The sequence below is a fragment of the Actinoplanes rectilineatus genome (genome assembly GCF_000962825.1).
In the GTDB taxonomy this organism is placed as follows: Bacteria; Actinomycetota; Actinomycetes; order Mycobacteriales; family Micromonosporaceae; genus Actinoplanes; species Actinoplanes rectilineatus.
Genome location: NZ_JZKF01000004.1, coordinates 69635 through 85934, shown reverse-complemented (window position 1 = coordinate 85934; position 16300 = coordinate 69635). Strand labels below are relative to the sequence as shown.

Annotated in this window: 14 protein-coding genes; all 14 read left to right on the top strand. The window is 69.1% G+C overall.

From position 1 onward, the window contains the following. Positions 1-285: 285 nt before the first annotated feature. The 14 genes from WH85_RS04035 (at position 286) to WH85_RS03975 (ending at position 15914) form a co-directional block, all read left to right on the top strand. Entirely contained in the window at positions 286-1788 is a 1503-nt protein-coding gene (locus tag WH85_RS04035; RefSeq protein WP_045740406.1) for an ATP-binding protein, read from the top strand. A gap of 109 nt (positions 1789-1897) precedes the next feature. Further along, positions 1898-2392 (top strand): hypothetical protein, encoded by a 495-nt coding sequence (locus tag WH85_RS04030; protein WP_045740288.1) that lies wholly within the window; start codon positions 1898-1900, stop codon positions 2390-2392. Positions 2393-2557: 165 nt separating this feature from the next. Next, a complete protein-coding gene (locus tag WH85_RS49945; protein ID WP_157410743.1) occupies positions 2558-3109 on the top strand; it encodes a hypothetical protein in 552 nt (183 codons plus the stop codon). Positions 3110-3607: 498 nt separating this feature from the next. Further along, the gene (locus WH85_RS04025) at positions 3608-4669 is read left to right on the top strand and encodes a DUF932 domain-containing protein (protein WP_211275273.1); all 1062 of its coding nucleotides are present in this window, start codon (positions 3608-3610) and stop codon (positions 4667-4669) included. Positions 4670-4722: 53 nt separating this feature from the next. Continuing rightward, positions 4723-6153 carry a hypothetical protein gene (locus WH85_RS04020; protein ID WP_157410742.1) on the top strand — a complete coding sequence of 477 codons (1431 nt, stop codon included), beginning with the start codon at positions 4723-4725 and terminating at the stop codon, positions 6151-6153. Positions 6154-6380: 227 nt separating this feature from the next. Next, complete coding sequence (locus WH85_RS04015; protein ID WP_045740286.1) at positions 6381-7289, top strand: DUF4192 domain-containing protein; 909 nt, start codon at positions 6381-6383, stop codon at positions 7287-7289. A gap of 335 nt (positions 7290-7624) precedes the next feature. Further along, positions 7625-9556 (top strand): ParB/RepB/Spo0J family partition protein, encoded by a 1932-nt coding sequence (locus WH85_RS04010; protein WP_045740285.1) that lies wholly within the window; start codon positions 7625-7627, stop codon positions 9554-9556. Positions 9557-9794: 238 nt separating this feature from the next. Further along, positions 9795-10766: a hypothetical protein gene (locus WH85_RS04005; protein ID WP_157410740.1), complete on the top strand. Its 972-nt coding sequence runs from the start codon at positions 9795-9797 to the stop codon at positions 10764-10766. Between the two features lie 584 nt (positions 10767-11350). Further along, positions 11351-12358 (top strand): bifunctional DNA primase/polymerase, encoded by a 1008-nt coding sequence (locus WH85_RS04000; RefSeq protein WP_425394612.1) that lies wholly within the window; start codon positions 11351-11353, stop codon positions 12356-12358. A 491-nt stretch (positions 12359-12849) separates the two neighbouring features. Next, positions 12850-13284, top strand: a complete 435-nt coding sequence (locus WH85_RS46640; protein ID WP_157410739.1) for a single-stranded DNA-binding protein — start codon at positions 12850-12852, stop codon at positions 13282-13284. Between the two features lie 77 nt (positions 13285-13361). Next, the gene (locus tag WH85_RS03990; protein ID WP_045740283.1) at positions 13362-13832 is read left to right on the top strand and encodes a single-stranded DNA-binding protein; all 471 of its coding nucleotides are present in this window, start codon (positions 13362-13364) and stop codon (positions 13830-13832) included. Between the two features lie 67 nt (positions 13833-13899). Beyond that, positions 13900-14232, top strand: coding sequence for a hypothetical protein (locus WH85_RS49940; RefSeq protein WP_157410738.1), 333 nt, complete (start codon positions 13900-13902; stop codon positions 14230-14232). A 561-nt stretch (positions 14233-14793) separates the two neighbouring features. Continuing rightward, positions 14794-14982, top strand: coding sequence for a hypothetical protein (locus tag WH85_RS03980; RefSeq protein ID WP_045740281.1), 189 nt, complete (start codon positions 14794-14796; stop codon positions 14980-14982). 359 nt (positions 14983-15341) lie between these two features. Then, positions 15342-15914 carry a hypothetical protein gene (locus tag WH85_RS03975; RefSeq protein WP_157410737.1) on the top strand — a complete coding sequence of 191 codons (573 nt, stop codon included), beginning with the start codon at positions 15342-15344 and terminating at the stop codon, positions 15912-15914. Positions 15915-16300: the final 386 nt, after the last annotated feature.

Genomic DNA, 16300 nt, shown 5'->3' with positions numbered 1-16300 from the left:
CGTGGCTCCTGGTCCGAAGCTGCACCGACGTCGCCCATCTGCGGCGCCGGGGCTGGACACCGGCACCCCGCCGGGCGGGCCGGCTCGTGCCGTCCCTCCCGGCAGCCACCGCAACGCGTGGTCGCCGGGACCGCACTCACTACGGAGGCCCTCGTTGTCCGCTATCGAAGACAACGCCCGCGACGTACCCGCGGGCCAGCAGCTCTCGCTCGACCACGTCCCGCCGGGGATCCGACACGCCCTGGCGGGGATGCCCCACAGCGTTTGCTCAGCGCAGTGGTCGGCATGACGGCGCTGACCGTGGCGACGTTGACGCTTGACGCAGGCGGCCCTCGGGAGGCGATCGTCCAGGTGAGCGCGCTGACCGGCGGCCGCACTCTGGTCGCGGTCGGCCCGGACGGCGCCTCGTATCCTGAGCTGCGCGACCGTGTGTACGCGGGTATCACCAACAGTGGCCTGAGCTGGCCAGACCGCAACATCATCATCTCCTTCGCTCCGCTGGGGCTGTGGCCGGTGCATCCCAGTTCTGACCTGGCGGTCGCTGCGGCGGTTCTCGCCGCCGCTGGTCACATTCAGTTCACCGCGCTGAGCGAGGCAATGTTCTTCGGCGAAGTCGGGCTCGACGGAGCAGTACGCCCAGTCCCCGAAACGCTCGCCCTGGTCGCCGCAGCAGCCGAGCGGGAATACCGCACGGTCGTGGTACCGGCAGCCAACGCCCGACAGGCGATGCTGGTACCCGGTGTGCGCGTGATCGGCGTCAACACCCTGTCCGAACTGCTTACCTGGGCCACTGTCGGCACCGAACCGGCTCCACCCGGCCCGGGCCAAGACCACGCGATGGGCACTGCTGGTCAGGCCGAGCCGGACCTGCCGCCGCTCCCGGCGTGGATGCAACCGACACGGTTCGCCCTCGAGGTCGCCGCCGCGGGGCGGCATCACCTCGGGGTCACCGCCGCACCGGAGCTCCCGGTCAGGCTGATCGGCCAGTACCTGCGTTCGCTCGTGCCGGACCTCGACGACCGACATGCCGTTGAGGTCAGCGCGCTGCACGCCGCCGCCGGTTACCCGGTCGACGCACTGATCCGGCGCCCGCCGTTGCAGGTTTCAGGGCCGAAGACGTCGGTGACGAGCATGCTCGGCGGAAAGCGACCAGGCTTGGTCAGTTTGGCGCACCGTGGCGTCCTGCTGCTGCACAACGCCCCCGACTTCGCACCAGAGGTCCTGCATGCGCTGCGTCAACCGCTCGACCGCCGCATCGTGCAGCTCGCTCGCGCACGAGGCACCACCACCGTTGCTGCCGACGTTCAGCTGATCGTGACCTCCAGACCGTGTCCCTGCCCGGCCACCCACAGCACGAGCAGCGGGTGCAGCACACCGGAACGCCGCCGGTACCGCAATCAGCTACGGGCGATCTCCGACCGGCTGGACATTGTCGCCATCATCGAGGCGACAGCCGGTGAAGCCACCGCAGGTGAGTCAACCGCCACGCTCACGGCGCGGGTTGTTGCGGCCCGGGCGGCCGCCGCCGCTCGGTGGGCGCCGGAGGGCTTTTCCACCAATGCCGAAATTACGAAGGACGTCTTGAGGCGACCTTCGTTCCGTATCCCGGCGTCGGCCACAGAGCCTTTGCGGCGGTTGCTCGATGCCGGCCAGCTGAGCGTGCAGGCTTACGGCCGGGTACTGCGGCTTGCGTGGACCGTGAGCGACTTGCGCGGTGCCCGCAGCCCCGACCGGGATGCCGTCGACTCCGCCATCGAGCTCTACAACCCGCGGCGATACACCAGCTGATCCTTCGGACTCCTCCGCACCGAGGAAACCGACTAACCCACATCTCTATCTGCCAAATCAGGGCGCCCATCCATGTGGTGGGCGCCCTGACTGATACCGGGAGCAACGCATGTTCCTCAGAGACCTCTTTCGTGCAGCGCTTGCACGGCGGCGCACCGGAAACTGGGCAGTCCGCCCGGATAGCGCTGGACTGACCGTCTGGGTTGATCTGGCCCGGCTGGACCAGGTCACGGTCGACAACGCCGACACCGATGAGCTGTCGACTCTGTTCGCGCTGATGAACCCTGCCGGTCGTGACTTCGGCACGGATGTCGCCGCCTTCATCGACTACTGCTGCGAGAAGCAGGTCCTGCGCGTCGCGGCACCGGTCACCGCAGTCGGTATCGAGGCGACCGTCAGCGGTGACTACCGCGACGGCGGTTTCTTGGTCATGGTCACCATTGCTGACCAGATCACCGTGGCCTCTGGCCAGCTTCTCCCCGAGGTGTTCCGGGACGCCGGCGATCTGCCACGCAGGGTGCTCGCCGTGGTCGTCGACGTCGCCGACCACGCTTATCGCGAGTTTCTGCGCACCGCGGCCGAGCTCACCGGGCGCGCATCATGACCGTCCGCCAAGATATACGCCGTCCTCAGCTCCGCTGCCCGGTACCTGCCGCCGCCGACGCGCGGCCGCGTCGCGACGACCATGGTTCCGCCATTGTCAGTGCAGGTCGCCGTGACTGAGCATCCGTGCCACCGCCATCGTCCAGGGCAGCACACCACAACCTGCATGGCCGGCTCATGCGGATTCTGCAACGCCGACCTGGACACCACCGCTGCCGGCGAATGCCGCAGCTGCCTGCGGATCGTGTGCGAAGCCTGCGACGCCGGCTACGACGCCGACCTCGGGCCGCTCTGTCGGCCCTGCCACGACCCCGGCAACGCGCCGGTTCCCGCGCCGTCGGCGGTCGGTCCCCGCGAGCAGCACCGACGCTGTGTGTTCGACCTCGACCTTTCTTGTGGGCACGTCGTCACTTACGCCGTGACTGGCTGGTATCCCGTCTCGGTGGCGTGTTGTGACCGCCTCGGCGGCACGATGCTGCACGGGACGTACGTCGCCTTCAGCTCTGACGTCGACCATGTCCGGCTGCGCTCAGAGCGCTACATCGACGTTCCCGCCGGTACCGCACGTCGCCCGAGTCGCGTGCTGCGGCGCCACCTGCGGACCGACGATCCATCACCACCATGGTTTCCGGGCCACCGCGCGAGCACCGGTCGATACCCGGCCCGGGTCGGCGCTACCTGGACTCTCGGTATCAGCGCCGCGCCCGTCCTGAGGTAGCGGCCTCCGTGGGAGCTGCAGGTGGGCGTTGTTGCGGATGTGGTACCAGCAGCTGACTCAGTCCTGCCCGACACAACCGACACTCGTGCCGTCTGTGAGACCCGACCTCCGGGTTGGTTACCGGTTCCTCGACGGTCCACGAATCCCAATCGGGCAACGGCGAGGGCGGCGGTGCTGGCCGGGGCACGGTGGCCGACCCGGCACCGGGCGCAAGGCGGTCCGAGAACATCTTGGCCTTCGGCCAAAGATCTCCTCGCCCTGGCCGCCTTGCCGCTCCGGCCGGCCGGGCACGGCCCCGGCACCGCGGGCCAGCACACGCTCGCCCCCTGGCCGGCCACGGCCTGCGACGAGCGTGCCCGCCGGCCGTCACCGTCACCGGTGGCGGCCTTGCACGGAAAGGCCGTACTCATGGCTCAGCCGACGCTCGCCGTGGCGCCGAATCGCCACATCGGCATGAACAGCCTGATCGCCCAACTCAGAGATCAACATGCTCGGTCGGTGGACGTCTACGCCAGCGCTGACACCATGCACGCCGACGGCGGCAAGCTGATCATCGCCCGCACCGCACCGGTCCTGACGTTGGCGGGTGTGGACCTGACCGCGGGGAGCTTCGCTCTGTCCGACGTCGCGCTGGGCGGCGTCGCCAAGAAGCTCGCCATCCCCGGAACCTATTTGCGCCGGCTGGCCGCCGAGAACGTGCCGCTGCTGGACATCAACGTCAACAGCTGGCTGGATCGCGACGACCGCCGCTTCCTGGTGCGCTGCCTGCGCCGGACCCCGGACAGTGCTGACGGCACCGCACGGGCGTTTCTGTCCGATAAGTATCTGCGGATCAACAACCTCGACGTGCTGATGGCAGCGATCGAGGGCATCGAGAAGGCCGGCGTCGCGGTGCAGATCGCCTCCTGCGACCTGACCGACCGGCGCATGTACGTGCGGTTCGTCTCCCCCGACGTACAGGTCATGGCACCGGAACTGCTGCGCAACTACCGCAGCCCGTTCGACGGGCGCCGCGGCAGCGACCTGCCGGTCATCTCCGGCGGATTCCTACTGCAGAACTCCGAAACCGGGGAAGGCCGGTACTCGTTGGCCCCGTGGCTACGCATCGAAGTCTGCCGCAACGGCCAGACCGTTGAACGCGGCGCGGTCGGGCGCACCCACATCGGTGCCCGCATCACCGACGAGGACGGCATCGTCGACCCCTCGGCCGAGACGATGCGCAAGCTACTCGACCTGATCACCGCCCAGACCATCGACACGATCCGCGCCTACCTCAACGTCGACTTCGTCGCCCGCGCGGTCGCCGACCTGGAACGCGCCGCCGGCGTCACGGTCCGCAAGCCGGAGGCCACCATCAAAGTCGTCTCCCAGCAGCTGAACTACACCAAAGACCAGCAGGATGCGATCCTCGCGCACTTCATCGCCGGAGCAGACCTGAGCGCCGGCGGGGTCATGCAGGCCGTCACGTCCGTGGCACGCAGCATCCAGGACGCGGATATGGCCTACCGGATGGAGACCACGGCATCGAAGGCGCTGCACCTGGCCGCCGCAGCCGCCTGAGGTAACCCCGTCAGCTTCTCCTCATCCGCCGTTGCAGGGCGCCCACCGTTTCGGTGGGCGCCCTGTCCGGCATTTCCGGAGGTCATCCCATGCCGCCCCAACGGCACCACACCCCGTCTGCGTCCACTGCCACGCGAATACCCCCAAGCCATACCGGCCCCGAGCACCACCGCACCGCTGAGGCGCGCGCTTCGCGGTTCGCGTGCGGCACCTGCGGCAGCCCACTCGACCGTTACGCCGAGCTGCCCTCCGGCACCGTGTCCTTCGAGCATCCGATCTGGAAGGACGCAGACCACCCGCCCGTGCCGGTGGCGGCCGACGCCGTCGAGGCCACCTACGTCTGCGACTTCTGCACCGACCCTCAAATCCTGTTCGTCTACGCGACGACCCAGCGGGTCCTGGTGCAGGTAGAAACTCCGGGCGGCTCGCTGGTGCGTGACTACGGCACCCGCTGGGCGGCGTGCGTCGAGTGCGCCGCCCTGGTCGAAGCCCGCAACCTCGCCGGCCTGCTGGAGCGGATCCTGAGCCACGGCATGGACTTCGCCGCCGAGGTGGTGGCCCACCTGTCCGCCATGCTGCGACAGGTCCTCGCCACGCTGCGGCCCGGCCGCGCCCTGAGCGTCGATGGGCGCTGGGGGCCGCACCCGTTGCCGGCCACGACGTTGCCGAAAGTGCGTGACCGGCTGGCCGCACTGATCGCCGGTGATGTCGCGTTGCCCTTCGGGCTCGGCCACGACGCGATGCGCACACCGCTAACGGCAAGTCTGACGATCGCCCGGCTGTACTGGGTCGACGACGAGTTCACCGTCCTGACGCGCAACGCCGCCCAGGTCCTGCCGCGGCTGGGGTTCGTACCCGGTGATCTGCCGGCCGCGCACGGCTTCGTCGCGTGGGCCCAGCCGGTCGACGCCCGCCGGCGGTGCGTGGCCGCGTCGTGGAGCAGCCACGGCGACGCGGTGCAACTCGTCGGCTACCGCAGCATCGGTGACGGCCTCGCACCGGCGCCGTTACAGCAGCTGCGCACAGAGGTCGGCTGGTTGATCCCTGTCTTCGCGGTCACGCTGCGCCCCGGGCAGCCCGTCACCGCCGCCCATCCTGCGGCGGCGCTGGTGACGACGTGGCGACTCATCCGCCAGCGCCTCGCCGAGTCAACCCCGGCGAAGGTCGACACGTCGATTCGCCGGGCCTACCAGCGCGCGCGGCGGCCGGAGCCTGAGGTTGCGCTGGTACGGATCCGCGGCACCCGATCGGCCTCTGCGCCAGCCCAGCACGGCAACGCCGGTACAGGGAGCGAGCGTGAGCGCGATTTCCGCTGGTGGGTGACGCCGCACTGGCGCCATCAGCCCTACGGACCGGACCGGTCACTGCGGGACTGGATCGTGGTCCGACCGCACCTGCGAGGCCCGCAGAACAAGCCGATCAGGGCCACCACCACCGTGCGGGTGCTCGGCACGCTCCCGCCACGGCCTGACCCCACCGCGTAGGCGCCGACCGGAGCCCCGTGACGCCGGTCCGGTGAAGGCTCGCCGGCCTCCCCGCCGGGCGGGGAGAGGTGCACAACCGCAGCCGACTGGCCGGTCACGGCCCGCACCGGGCGTAACTGCATCAGTGCGACGCCGAAGGCCAGCAGATCAACGCCGCCCCCCAGCAGCGCTGACGACCCGGCGCATCCCTGCCATCCCCTTCGTTTCACGAAAGGAGCCCTTCGATCATGACCGACCCGCTGCCCGACACGACCTACCGCAGCCCGCAGGACCTGCTCGGCGCCGTGCCCTATCTGCTGGGCTACCACCCGGTCGATGAGGTCGTCGCGGTCTATCTCGGCGCCGATCACCGCATCCTCGCCGTGGCTGCCGAACCCATCCGGTTTTCCGCCGAGACGCTCAGCGAGCACCTGATGCTGCGGGCCCCGGCCGAACCGTGCGCGCAGGTCGCTTTGATCGGCTACGGCCCACCCCCGATGCGACCCACCCTGACCACGATGGGCCGCATCATCGACCTTTTCCTGCCCTTGCACACCCTGCTTTGGGTCACCGGTTCCCGATGCGTGTGCCTGCTCGACAGCTGCTCGTGTAAGGCCAGCCGCGGCATCGACATCGACTCTGCCACCAGCCCGGTCGCCGCCCAGCTCACCGTCGACGGCATCGTGGCCTTGCCCTCACGGCAGGCCCTGAACACCCTGGTCGCTCCTGACCTGGTGTCGCAGGCAGAGACGGAAACCGCACTGGCGGCCCTGCCGGCAGATGTCGCCGGACTGCTCGACGACGTCTTGGGCAGCGCAAAGAAGGGCCAGCGCCTCACCGCCGAGCAGCTGGCGCCACTGGCGCTCACCTTGACCCACCGCGACACCCTCGAGACGGCATGGGGCGCCGTGTGCGCGTGCATGTGGCAACGCGATCTATGGCTGGATGTGACCCGCCGCGTCCCGGACCGCTACGTCGCCGGACCCGCGACACTGGCCGCCTGGTGCGCCTGGCGCCGCGACGAACACGCGCTAGCCACCGTGGCATGCAAACGTGCCGTCCACCAGGGACCCGGTGACCGGTTAACCCGGCTGGTAGCCAGCGTCGTACGTGCCCATGTGCCCGCGCACCGCCTACGTCGACCGACCACGCATTGACCCCTGCTGTGGCCCCGGCGCTGGCTATGCGGACCGGCGACCGGCCTGCCCGCGCGATGGGCGCCAAGCCCAGAACGACATGCCTTGAAGAGCTGGAAGTTCGTCAGCTTGTCGGCTGCGGGTCGGGTGCCGGCGTGGGCTGGCCCCTGATCCTGGCCGCCCGCGGCGCGCCCCCGCAAGCCCACCCCTACCAGCCATCACCCCGGCGATGTGACCGCCGGGGTGGGCCCTGCGGGTTCACGCCGATCGGCCGGCCCGTGGCGGATCAGGCCAGCCCCGCTCGGGCGCCCGCCCGAGCGCAGCACTCATCACTGCTCCATGGAGGTATTTGCATCGTGACCACCATCGCCAACGACACTGAGGTCTTCCACGACGACGACGTCGCCGCGTTCGACGAGTCCGACTCCGACGCCGGCACCGAGCTGATCGCGATCGAGCCCGCGCTGATCGGTGAGATCGTCGACGGGCCAGTGCACCTCAACACCGGCCAGGACGGCCAGCAGCTGCCGTTTCGTGCCGGACTACTCGACGCCCGCTTCGTTCATGAGCCGCAGGGCTTCAAGCGCAGGCAGATGGGTGACATGGACGACCTGATCGCCTCCGTGCGGCTGTTCGGTGTCCGTGCCCCGCTGGTCGTCCGCTCGATCGGGTTCTTCTCGCCCGTCGACGCCAGCGGCAAGCTGATCGAGGACGCTGAGCCCATCGAGCACTTCGCAGTCGTGAAGGGCGAGCGGCGCCGCCAGGCAGCGATCGAGGCCGAACGCTTCGAGCTGCCGTGCTTCATCGCCGATACCGACGACGACATCCAGCTCATCTTGCAGTTCCTGGAACTCAACGACCACCACAAGGACCTCGAGGGTATCGAACAGGCCGACGCCTACCAGATGCTGCTTGACTTCGGCCTCAGCGAACAGCAGATCGCCGACGCCCGCCGCACCGACGTCAACCAGGTCCGTACCGCCATCAAGGCCCGGGCCCTGCCGGCCACCGCGCAGCGCGCACTCAACGCCGGCACCCTCACCCTGGACCAGGCGCTCGCCTTGGAAGAGTTCGGTGACGACCCGGACGCCCAGAACAAGCTGCTGGACAAGCTGAGCGACGAGTACGCCTTCAGGCACGAGCTGTCTCGGCTGCGCGACAAGCGCGCCTACGCCCGCAACAAGGAGATCGCCAAGGCGCACCTGGTGCTGGAAAGCGTCGACGTCACGCCGAAGCCACGCGGCTTCGGCTACGACGGCCCGGCGGTACGCGCGGATGTGCTCCTGGATGCCGACGGTCAGCCGGTCGACGTCGAGGCGGTCAAGACCCAGCCCGGTTTTCACGCCTTCGTGGAGAAGGACGGCGGCCAAGCTCGCACCGTCGTGTACTGCGACGACCCGGCGCAGCGTGGCTACACCCGCCGCCAGGAGGTCTCGGCGGCGCACCGCGGGCTGAGCCCCGAACAGATCGCCGCCAAGGAACTGGCCGAACAGCAGGCCAAGGAACGCCTCGAACGCCTCACGCTGGCTGCGACGGTACGCCGCGAGTTCATCGTCGAGAAGTTCGGCACGGCCAAGGGCGCACGCGCCCTGTTCCTGCTGGCACTGCGGGCGGCCACCCTCGGCAAGATGATGAGTCGCTCCGCCGACCTGGACGAGCTGTACCGCGCGCTCGGTGGTTCCGACAACAAAACCCTCGCCGACGCCGGCGAGGACCGGCTACGCCGCAGCCTGGTCGCCAAGTACATCTGCACGCTGGAATACAACCTGAACGGCACCACCAATCCGCACCGGATGTGGATCGACAAGACGGAGGCTGTCGCCTGGTACGACGAGCTGCGCCAGCGCAAGTACCCGCTGACCGACGACGAACAGGAGCTCTACCTGAGCTGGACGGCCACGGCCACGGCCGCCACCGACGACGAAGTCGACGAGGATCAAGACGACGACGAGGACGACGTCACAACTCCTGACATCGCGCTGATCACCGACGCGGAGGGAATGCCCCTCTCCGCGGAGCAGCAGGAGCTCGACGACGCAGCCGCGACACACGAGGACGCGCAGGAGATGCCTGTCTCCACGGAGCAGGAGGAGCCCGACGACGTGATCGCGACACACGAGGACGCGCAGGAGACGTCCGTCTCCACGGAGCAGGAGGACGGCGTCGATGTGCTCGCGGCGAACGGTGCGGACGCCGTGGTGATCGAGGCACCGTTCGACCGCAACGAGGTGTCCACCGATGACACCGACCAGCGGCGTGATCTCGACGAGTTCTCCGACGCAGCCTGACCCACACGCCGCGCTGCATTCCTCGCCGAACGGCTGAGGGATACAGCGCGGCGTCCGCCCGGGGCCGCGTCTTGGCCCATCAAGCGGGCCACCACCCTGGCCGTCATCGGCTGACCCATTGCTGGCCGTCAAGCATCCCGCCGATTGTTAGACGCTTCGCGCCGGCATTCCCCGCAAGCCCCGACTATCAGCCCTGCCGTGCGCGACTCTCCCAGTTACCCGGCACTCAACGCCGCTGATGTCCTTCGCAGGGCTGACCAGCACCTGCTCATCGCGCGATGTCCTGCACAGCGCCGAGCCCCATCGCGGTGACCCGCTCGCAAACACTCTGCCAATCACCGTCCTTACACACCACCGGTCGGCGTGCAAAGACGATCCCTTTTACCGGAGTTGCGCCATGAACCCTTGGTTCACCCCTACCTCGCCGCCGACGGCGACACCCGCTGTTCGGCGTCCGCTGACAAGCACCGAGCTTGACACGATCTGTGAACAGATCCACGGTGATGCTCCCGGCCCGCATAAGTTGGTCGACGCCGTCGTCACGGCAGTGTTCGACGCTCTGCTGACCGGCCGGGGGCGGACATACCGCGACCATCACGACGACGCACTGTTCAACCGCGACAACTACGCGATTCCGGTCAGTCAGTGGACCGCGATCGTCACCACGGTCACCGATCGCGCCTACACGTGGGGCGCAGCCACCTCCACCGGCATGGACCTCGCCGCGCTGCTGCCGGCCAGCTACGACGACCCCGCCGTACCCACCCCGATACTCAAGCCCCGCGGGAACCGACCCCACTTGGTGCGGCTGGACATCAGCCGCGACGCCACCACCACCGTCGCCTCCTGCCAACAGCACCTGATCGAGCTCGCCGACGCGTACGGCACCGACAGCGACCACTACCGCGACGCCGCAGCCAGCTGGTCGCTGCAGCTCACCAACCTCATCAACGTTCCACCCGGCGTGCACCGGGTGCTGCACCCCGACGGACCGCTCTCGCTGTATGTCAGCACCGACGACGCCGACCACTACGGCATCGTCTTCGAGCCCATCGCACGGTATTGCACCGTCGCAGACTGCCACGCGGTGGCCGTAGCAGACGGCCCGTGGCAGACCAGCTGTCCTGATGCCACCGTTCTCGATCACGAGCACCAACCCAGCTACCCCATCGACGGACCGCAGCCAGGTCGGTGGACAACCCGGCCCTGACCGCCCGCCTGCCGGCCGCCGCCGGCCGGGTCGCCGCACCTCTCCCCGCCGCTGGCACCGACAACAGAGGCTAGCTGACCGGCGGGGCACACGACCGTGCTGTTGCCGCCGATGCGATACCGCGCACCGCGGTGCCGTGTTCCGCGACCGCGGAACACGGCACCGCGCGTCACGGTGACCGCCGCCGGTGACCGTGGCCAACCCGACCTCCACCACTTTCCTCCAACGCCGACTGTCAGACCGACCGGCCGATACCAACGGTCGGCCTGCTCATCTGCGCGGTCGTGCAGCACCGCCGTCACCCTAGGAGCCGTTGTGCCTCACCCCCCTCGTCTCGCACACAGACCTGGCATCTGTGATCCGCGTTCGGCGCCAGCGCCGAGGTCGGGTCACCGTTGTCCCGCCGCGCCTTACGGCAACGTCGTGTCCTACGTGCGCCTCGCCGACCGGTCCCAGCGACCTGCGCGTCCGGCGCCGCGCCTGCTGGTCGCAGGCCGCCAACCACCCGACCGCGGCAGCATCCCGAGACGGACGCTGCAGGTGTATCCCGCGGCCCGGCCGTGCCAGCGTTGTGCAGGTGAACGGTGAGCGCCTCCAGGCCGGCCGATCCAATCGACAGCGGCGATCTGCAACCGCCGGTCACGACGGCAGACTTGGTGGCCGCGGCGATCGGTTACGCCGCGGCGGGTATCGCGGTCCTGCCGCTACACACCCCCGGCGCTGACGGTGTGTGCAGTTGCCGAGCCGGCACGGCCTGCGGTTCACCCGGCAAGCATCCCCGCGTGCGTCGTGGCCTGCACGATGCCTCCCGGCAGCCGGAAGCTATCCGGGCGTGGTGGTCGCGGTGGCCGGATGCGAACATCGGCCTGGTCACCGGGACGGTGCTGGACGTCTGCGACATCGACACCAACAGCGGCCTGCGCGTGGTTCTCGACCTGCTCAACCTGGTCCGACCGCCCGGGCCGCTGATCCGTACAGGGTCCGGGTGGCACCTGTGGTACGCCGCCAGCGACCTGGCCAGCCGGGTGGCGATCGCACCGGGGGTGGATTGGCGGGGTCGCGGCGGCTTGGTCGTCGCCCCGCCCTCGCTGCACTACACCGGAACCCGGTACACGTTCCAGCAGTCCTGGCAGCACGCGGACCTGCCGGTCTGCCCACCGCAGCTGCGTGCCCTGGTACTTCCTGCACCACCGCCACCGCTCAGCCCACCGGCAGCCCCGATCGCGGACCTGGACCGCTACGTGCAAGCAGCGCTCGAGGGCGAAGCCGAACGCGTGCGCCGTGCGCCCCGGCCGGTCATCAGCGACGGCCGACGTCTCAGCGGCGGGGGCCGCAACGACGCGCTGAACCGGGCCGCTTTCCGGCTCGGGCAACTGGCCGCGAACACTCCCATGGACGAGACGACCGTGCGCCGCGAACTCACCGAAGCCGCTCTCAGCACGGGGCTGGGACGCGCTGAGGTCCAGCGCACGCTGTCGTCCGGGTGGCGAGCCGGGCTACGTCATCCCCGACGTCTCGGTGACCGGCAGAGTGCCGCCGGACGTCATGTCCGGAGGGCACCGGCGCACACCTGGCCGGGACCACACATCTGACGCCTTCCTGCCCGGCCGTCACCACCGCAAGCAGCCAGTTCGGCCCGGCCCACGATGCGATGACGTTCACCCCCAATGCGGGCGGGCCAGACGACCTGCCGTTCGGCCGTCCTGTCCGAGCTCTGCGGTGGGGACTGCGCGCTGGCGCAGTGGCGGCCCGGAGGGCATGCAAGGACGGCTGTCCCACGGCGACGGCGGGCAGCGGTCGTGGCATCCCGGCTGGGCCGGTCCGTGGACGTTCGCTGGTTCCGCTGCTGAGGGACCCGAAGGTCAGCCCACCCAGGCCAGGGGTGCAAGCCCCGGCAGAACATCTTGGCCCACACCGTCTCGCGCTGCTCGACGCCAAGATCTTCTGACTCGATCGGGGCTTGCACCCCTGCGCCCATGTGCGGGCTCTGACCGGCCCCGTCAGCGCGGCCCCGCGGCGCCCGGATCACCCGATCCGAGTCGTGGCACAGGCCGCACCGCATCACCTGAACGGGAGTCAGCACATGTCGCAGTTCACCCTCATCTTCGAGGGCAACCTCGCCGCCAAGCCCGAACTCGAGGTCACCGCCAGCGGACAGGCGTTGTGCCGGCTGCGGGTCGCCCACAACCGCCGCCGCAAGGCCGAGGGTCAGTGGGTCGACAAGACCCCCATGTGGGCGCAGGTCACCGTCTGGGGCGAGCTCGCCGAACGGTGCGCCGAGCTGGGCAAGGGCGACACCGTGGTGGTCAACGCCCGCGACGACCTGGACGTGTGGCCCTTCATCCGGCAGGACGGCACCCCCGGCGGCGTCCTGGAGGTCACGGCGGAGAACGTGTCGTTGTCGATGCGGTTCGCCGGTGCCCAGCCAGTTCCTGACGACCGGCCGGCGGGCAACGCCTGGGATCCCACCGCTGATGCCACCGCCGCGGATTCCGAGCGGGAGCTGCAGCCGGCCTGACCGGCTTCTGGGGCCGGCCACCCGGCCGGCCCCAGTCTCCCACTGACACGTCCGAATCATCTCGGGGAGCTTTTGTTATGAGCCAGGAACCGTCGAAGCAGATCTTCACCAGTCTCATCCAAGGCACCGTTCGTGGCCGCAGCGAGCAGGGGCACACCAACAGCAGCGGGCGGGCCTTCGTCAAGTTCCGCATCGTGCACCGCACCGGCTACCGCGACAAGGGCAAGTGGGTTACCACTCAACCAATGGAGTTCGAGGTGACCTGCTGGGACGAACAGCAGATGCTGCTCGCCCGCTCCCTGCGCCCCGGCACCGACGTCCTCGTCACGGTCAAGAAGATGACTCCGTACCTCGACCAGAGCGACGAGCCGGTCATCAACATCACGCCGGCCAACATCACGCCCCTGCCCAGCAGCAACGCACCCACCCCGAGCGCACCCCGCCGGCAGCGCAGTGGCGACCTGGTCGTCAGCCCGTATGGCGAGAAGATCGCCGCGGACGCCTGGCCGGACACCGTCACCGACCCGCAGCTCCTTCATCACCGCTAAGCACATCCACGCCAAGGCCGGCCCGCGTATGCGGGCCGGCCTTTCGTCGTTCAAAAGGTTTGCCCAGATGACCTCGAACCTGAAATCCGCCCTGCGTCGAAGCCTTGGCCGCGTATCTCTCTACGGCTGGGCCCGCCGATCGCGCGTCACCGCCTCGCGCCGGCTCACGCCGGCCCGTGTACAAGTGGTGACCTGTTGCCGCGGCTGGTATTTCGAGCACAGCGCCGAGTGCCGCACGCCGCACCTGGCACGGCCGTGCAGCGACTGCTACGCCGAGCCTGGCAGTGCGCACATCTACCTGAGTTGTTCCTGGTTCGATGTCGAACCGGTCGTCGGCCCGGATGAGACGGAGTTCTGGCCCGATGCGGCACGCTGGCCGGGCCACCCCATCGCCGAGTAGCCCGCCCTTCGTCATTGACGATCGGCCTGTTCGGCTTCGCCGCTCACCGGAGAACCCTTCAGGGCGGCACGCTCGGCCATGTCACCCGGTCCGCCCTGGTGCTCGGTGTCGTAGGCGGCAGGCCCCACGGCATCTGGGCATCGCCACCATCGACTCACCGGATGAGAGTTCGCGCCGCCCACGACACCGCGGATGAGGGTGAAGCTGGTGCCGGACCCGGGGGCAGCGCGATGTAGCCGCCCTGGTGCTCACCGGGTGTATCAGCTCGGCGAACCGACCGGCGCAGCCGGCCCGGCGAACGCGGTGGCGACACCCGGCCGCCGCGTTCGCCAGTCCTCAGTGATGACCGACCCGGGCAGCGGTCAGGCAAGCCGGCAAAACATCTTGGAAGCGCAGCACCAACCTTCCCTCGCTCCTCCCGTGCTGCGCTTCCAAGATCTTTTGACCTGAGAGCTGGCTTGCCAGCCGCCGCCGTGCCGTTCCCCCCAATGGCCTGTCAGCGCGGCAACCCCGGTGCCAACCGGCAGACGCCGCACCCTCCGCTATCCGGAAGGCAGCGCCATGAACGACAACACCGAGGTCACCACCACCGAGCCGACCACCACCGCCACCGACCGCCGGTCGCTGCGCAAGACCGCCCACCACCTGACCCACCCGGTGGTGCACGTCGCCGGCCTCCTCGCCGCTCACGTCGCCGCGCTGGCGGTGCTGGAGAAGACGCCGCTGCTCGCCCTGCTCTCGCTGCACTGATCTCCCGCGGGTCCTGGTGGGGGTACCGCATCGGCGGCATCCCCACCAGGACCTACACGCATGTACGCAGCGCATCAGCAGCGACAGATCTCCGCACGAGAACGCGGCACCCCCACACCGCGTTACCGGCATCACCACCAGACCGCCGTCATGCAGAACCAACAAGAAAGAAATCGATGGACAACGCCATATCCGTAACCGGCCCCTACCTCTCATCGCCCGCCGTGCGGCACTGCGACACCGGTGGACACCGGCTCGAACCCGGCCAGCCGTGGTGGCTGATCACCGACCCCCACCGCGGCTGGCACCACAACAAAGGCGCCTCGTGCTCATCGCACCTTCCCGCCCCGGGCACCGCCGTGGACGAGGGCCACCTCTACCGCATCGGCGATCTTTTCGTCGCCGACCGCACCAGCTGGCCGCAAGGTTCGCACCTTTGGCTGGACTCCGACGGTGACACCCGGCTGGCCCTCTTCCTGACCGACCCGAGCCGACGTGAGATCGCCGCCGTCGAGTCCGGCACACCACGCTTTGCCTGGACCGAGCAAGACGTCAACGGGTTCCTGTTGTTCAAGTACGGCGACTCGCCGTGGAACAACGCACCGTTCAACCCGCACCGGCTCAACGACCCATTCACTGCTCAACCGATACCGCGCGGCACTCATAGCCGGACATTCACGTTCCTGGTGCACGCCGACACCGGGCGCATAGCCGCGATGCGGATGTTCACCTGGCCGGCCTACTTCCTCAACCACGTCGTCGACTCCGTGCACCGGCTCGCGGCCCGTCCGTACCGCGAAGCCGAAGCACAAACGGCGTTGCAGGACTTCTACCACCGCTACCCCGACGGCCCGTCGCTGTACCGCCTGGTCCGCACTCTGCCACCGCACGCGACATGCACAGGCGGGCAAAGCGATGACCGCCCTCACTGACTCACGACACCACCGGTCACTGACCGAGGATCCTCGACCCCGGCGGGCAGGCAATTCCGGCTGCTCGACCCGCTACCCCTCGCCAAGCAACAGGAGCCTCAACGGCTGCACGGCGCGCGCACCCTCCGCGAGCAAACCCCGGAGGCGTCTGGAGCCGCTCGCTGAGGGACCCGAGGTCAGCCCACCCAGGGCGGGGGTGCAAGCCCCGGCAGAACATCTTGGCCCACACCGTCTCGCGCTGCTCGACGCCAAGATCTTCTGACTCGATCGGGGCTTGCACCCCTCAGCCCACGTGCGGGCTCTGACCGGCCCCGTCAGCGCGGCACCCCCAGCGCCGGGATCACTCGATCCCGCAGGGCGGGCCGCATCAGCTACAGCCTGATGGA

Bases quoted from the DNA above. Each gene is read 5' to 3' on its own strand.
- WH85_RS46640 (WP_157410739.1), top strand. From the start codon at position 12,850: ATGTCGCAGTTCACCCTCATCTTCGAGGGCAACCTCGCCGCCAAGCCC.
- WH85_RS49945 (WP_157410743.1), top strand. From the start codon at position 2,558: ATGGCCGGCTCATGCGGATTCTGCAACGCCGACCTGGACACCACCGCT.
- WH85_RS04030 (WP_045740288.1), top strand. From the start codon at position 1,898: ATGTTCCTCAGAGACCTCTTTCGTGCAGCGCTTGCACGGCGGCGCACC.
- WH85_RS04005 (WP_157410740.1), top strand. From the start codon at position 9,795: ATGTCCTTCGCAGGGCTGACCAGCACCTGCTCATCGCGCGATGTCCTG.
- WH85_RS04035 (WP_045740406.1), top strand. From the start codon at position 286: ATGACGGCGCTGACCGTGGCGACGTTGACGCTTGACGCAGGCGGCCCT.
- WH85_RS03990 (WP_045740283.1), top strand. From the start codon at position 13,362: ATGAGCCAGGAACCGTCGAAGCAGATCTTCACCAGTCTCATCCAAGGC.
- WH85_RS49940 (WP_157410738.1), top strand. From the start codon at position 13,900: ATGACCTCGAACCTGAAATCCGCCCTGCGTCGAAGCCTTGGCCGCGTA.
- WH85_RS03980 (WP_045740281.1), top strand. From the start codon at position 14,794: ATGAACGACAACACCGAGGTCACCACCACCGAGCCGACCACCACCGCC.
- WH85_RS04015 (WP_045740286.1), top strand. From the start codon at position 6,381: ATGACCGACCCGCTGCCCGACACGACCTACCGCAGCCCGCAGGACCTG.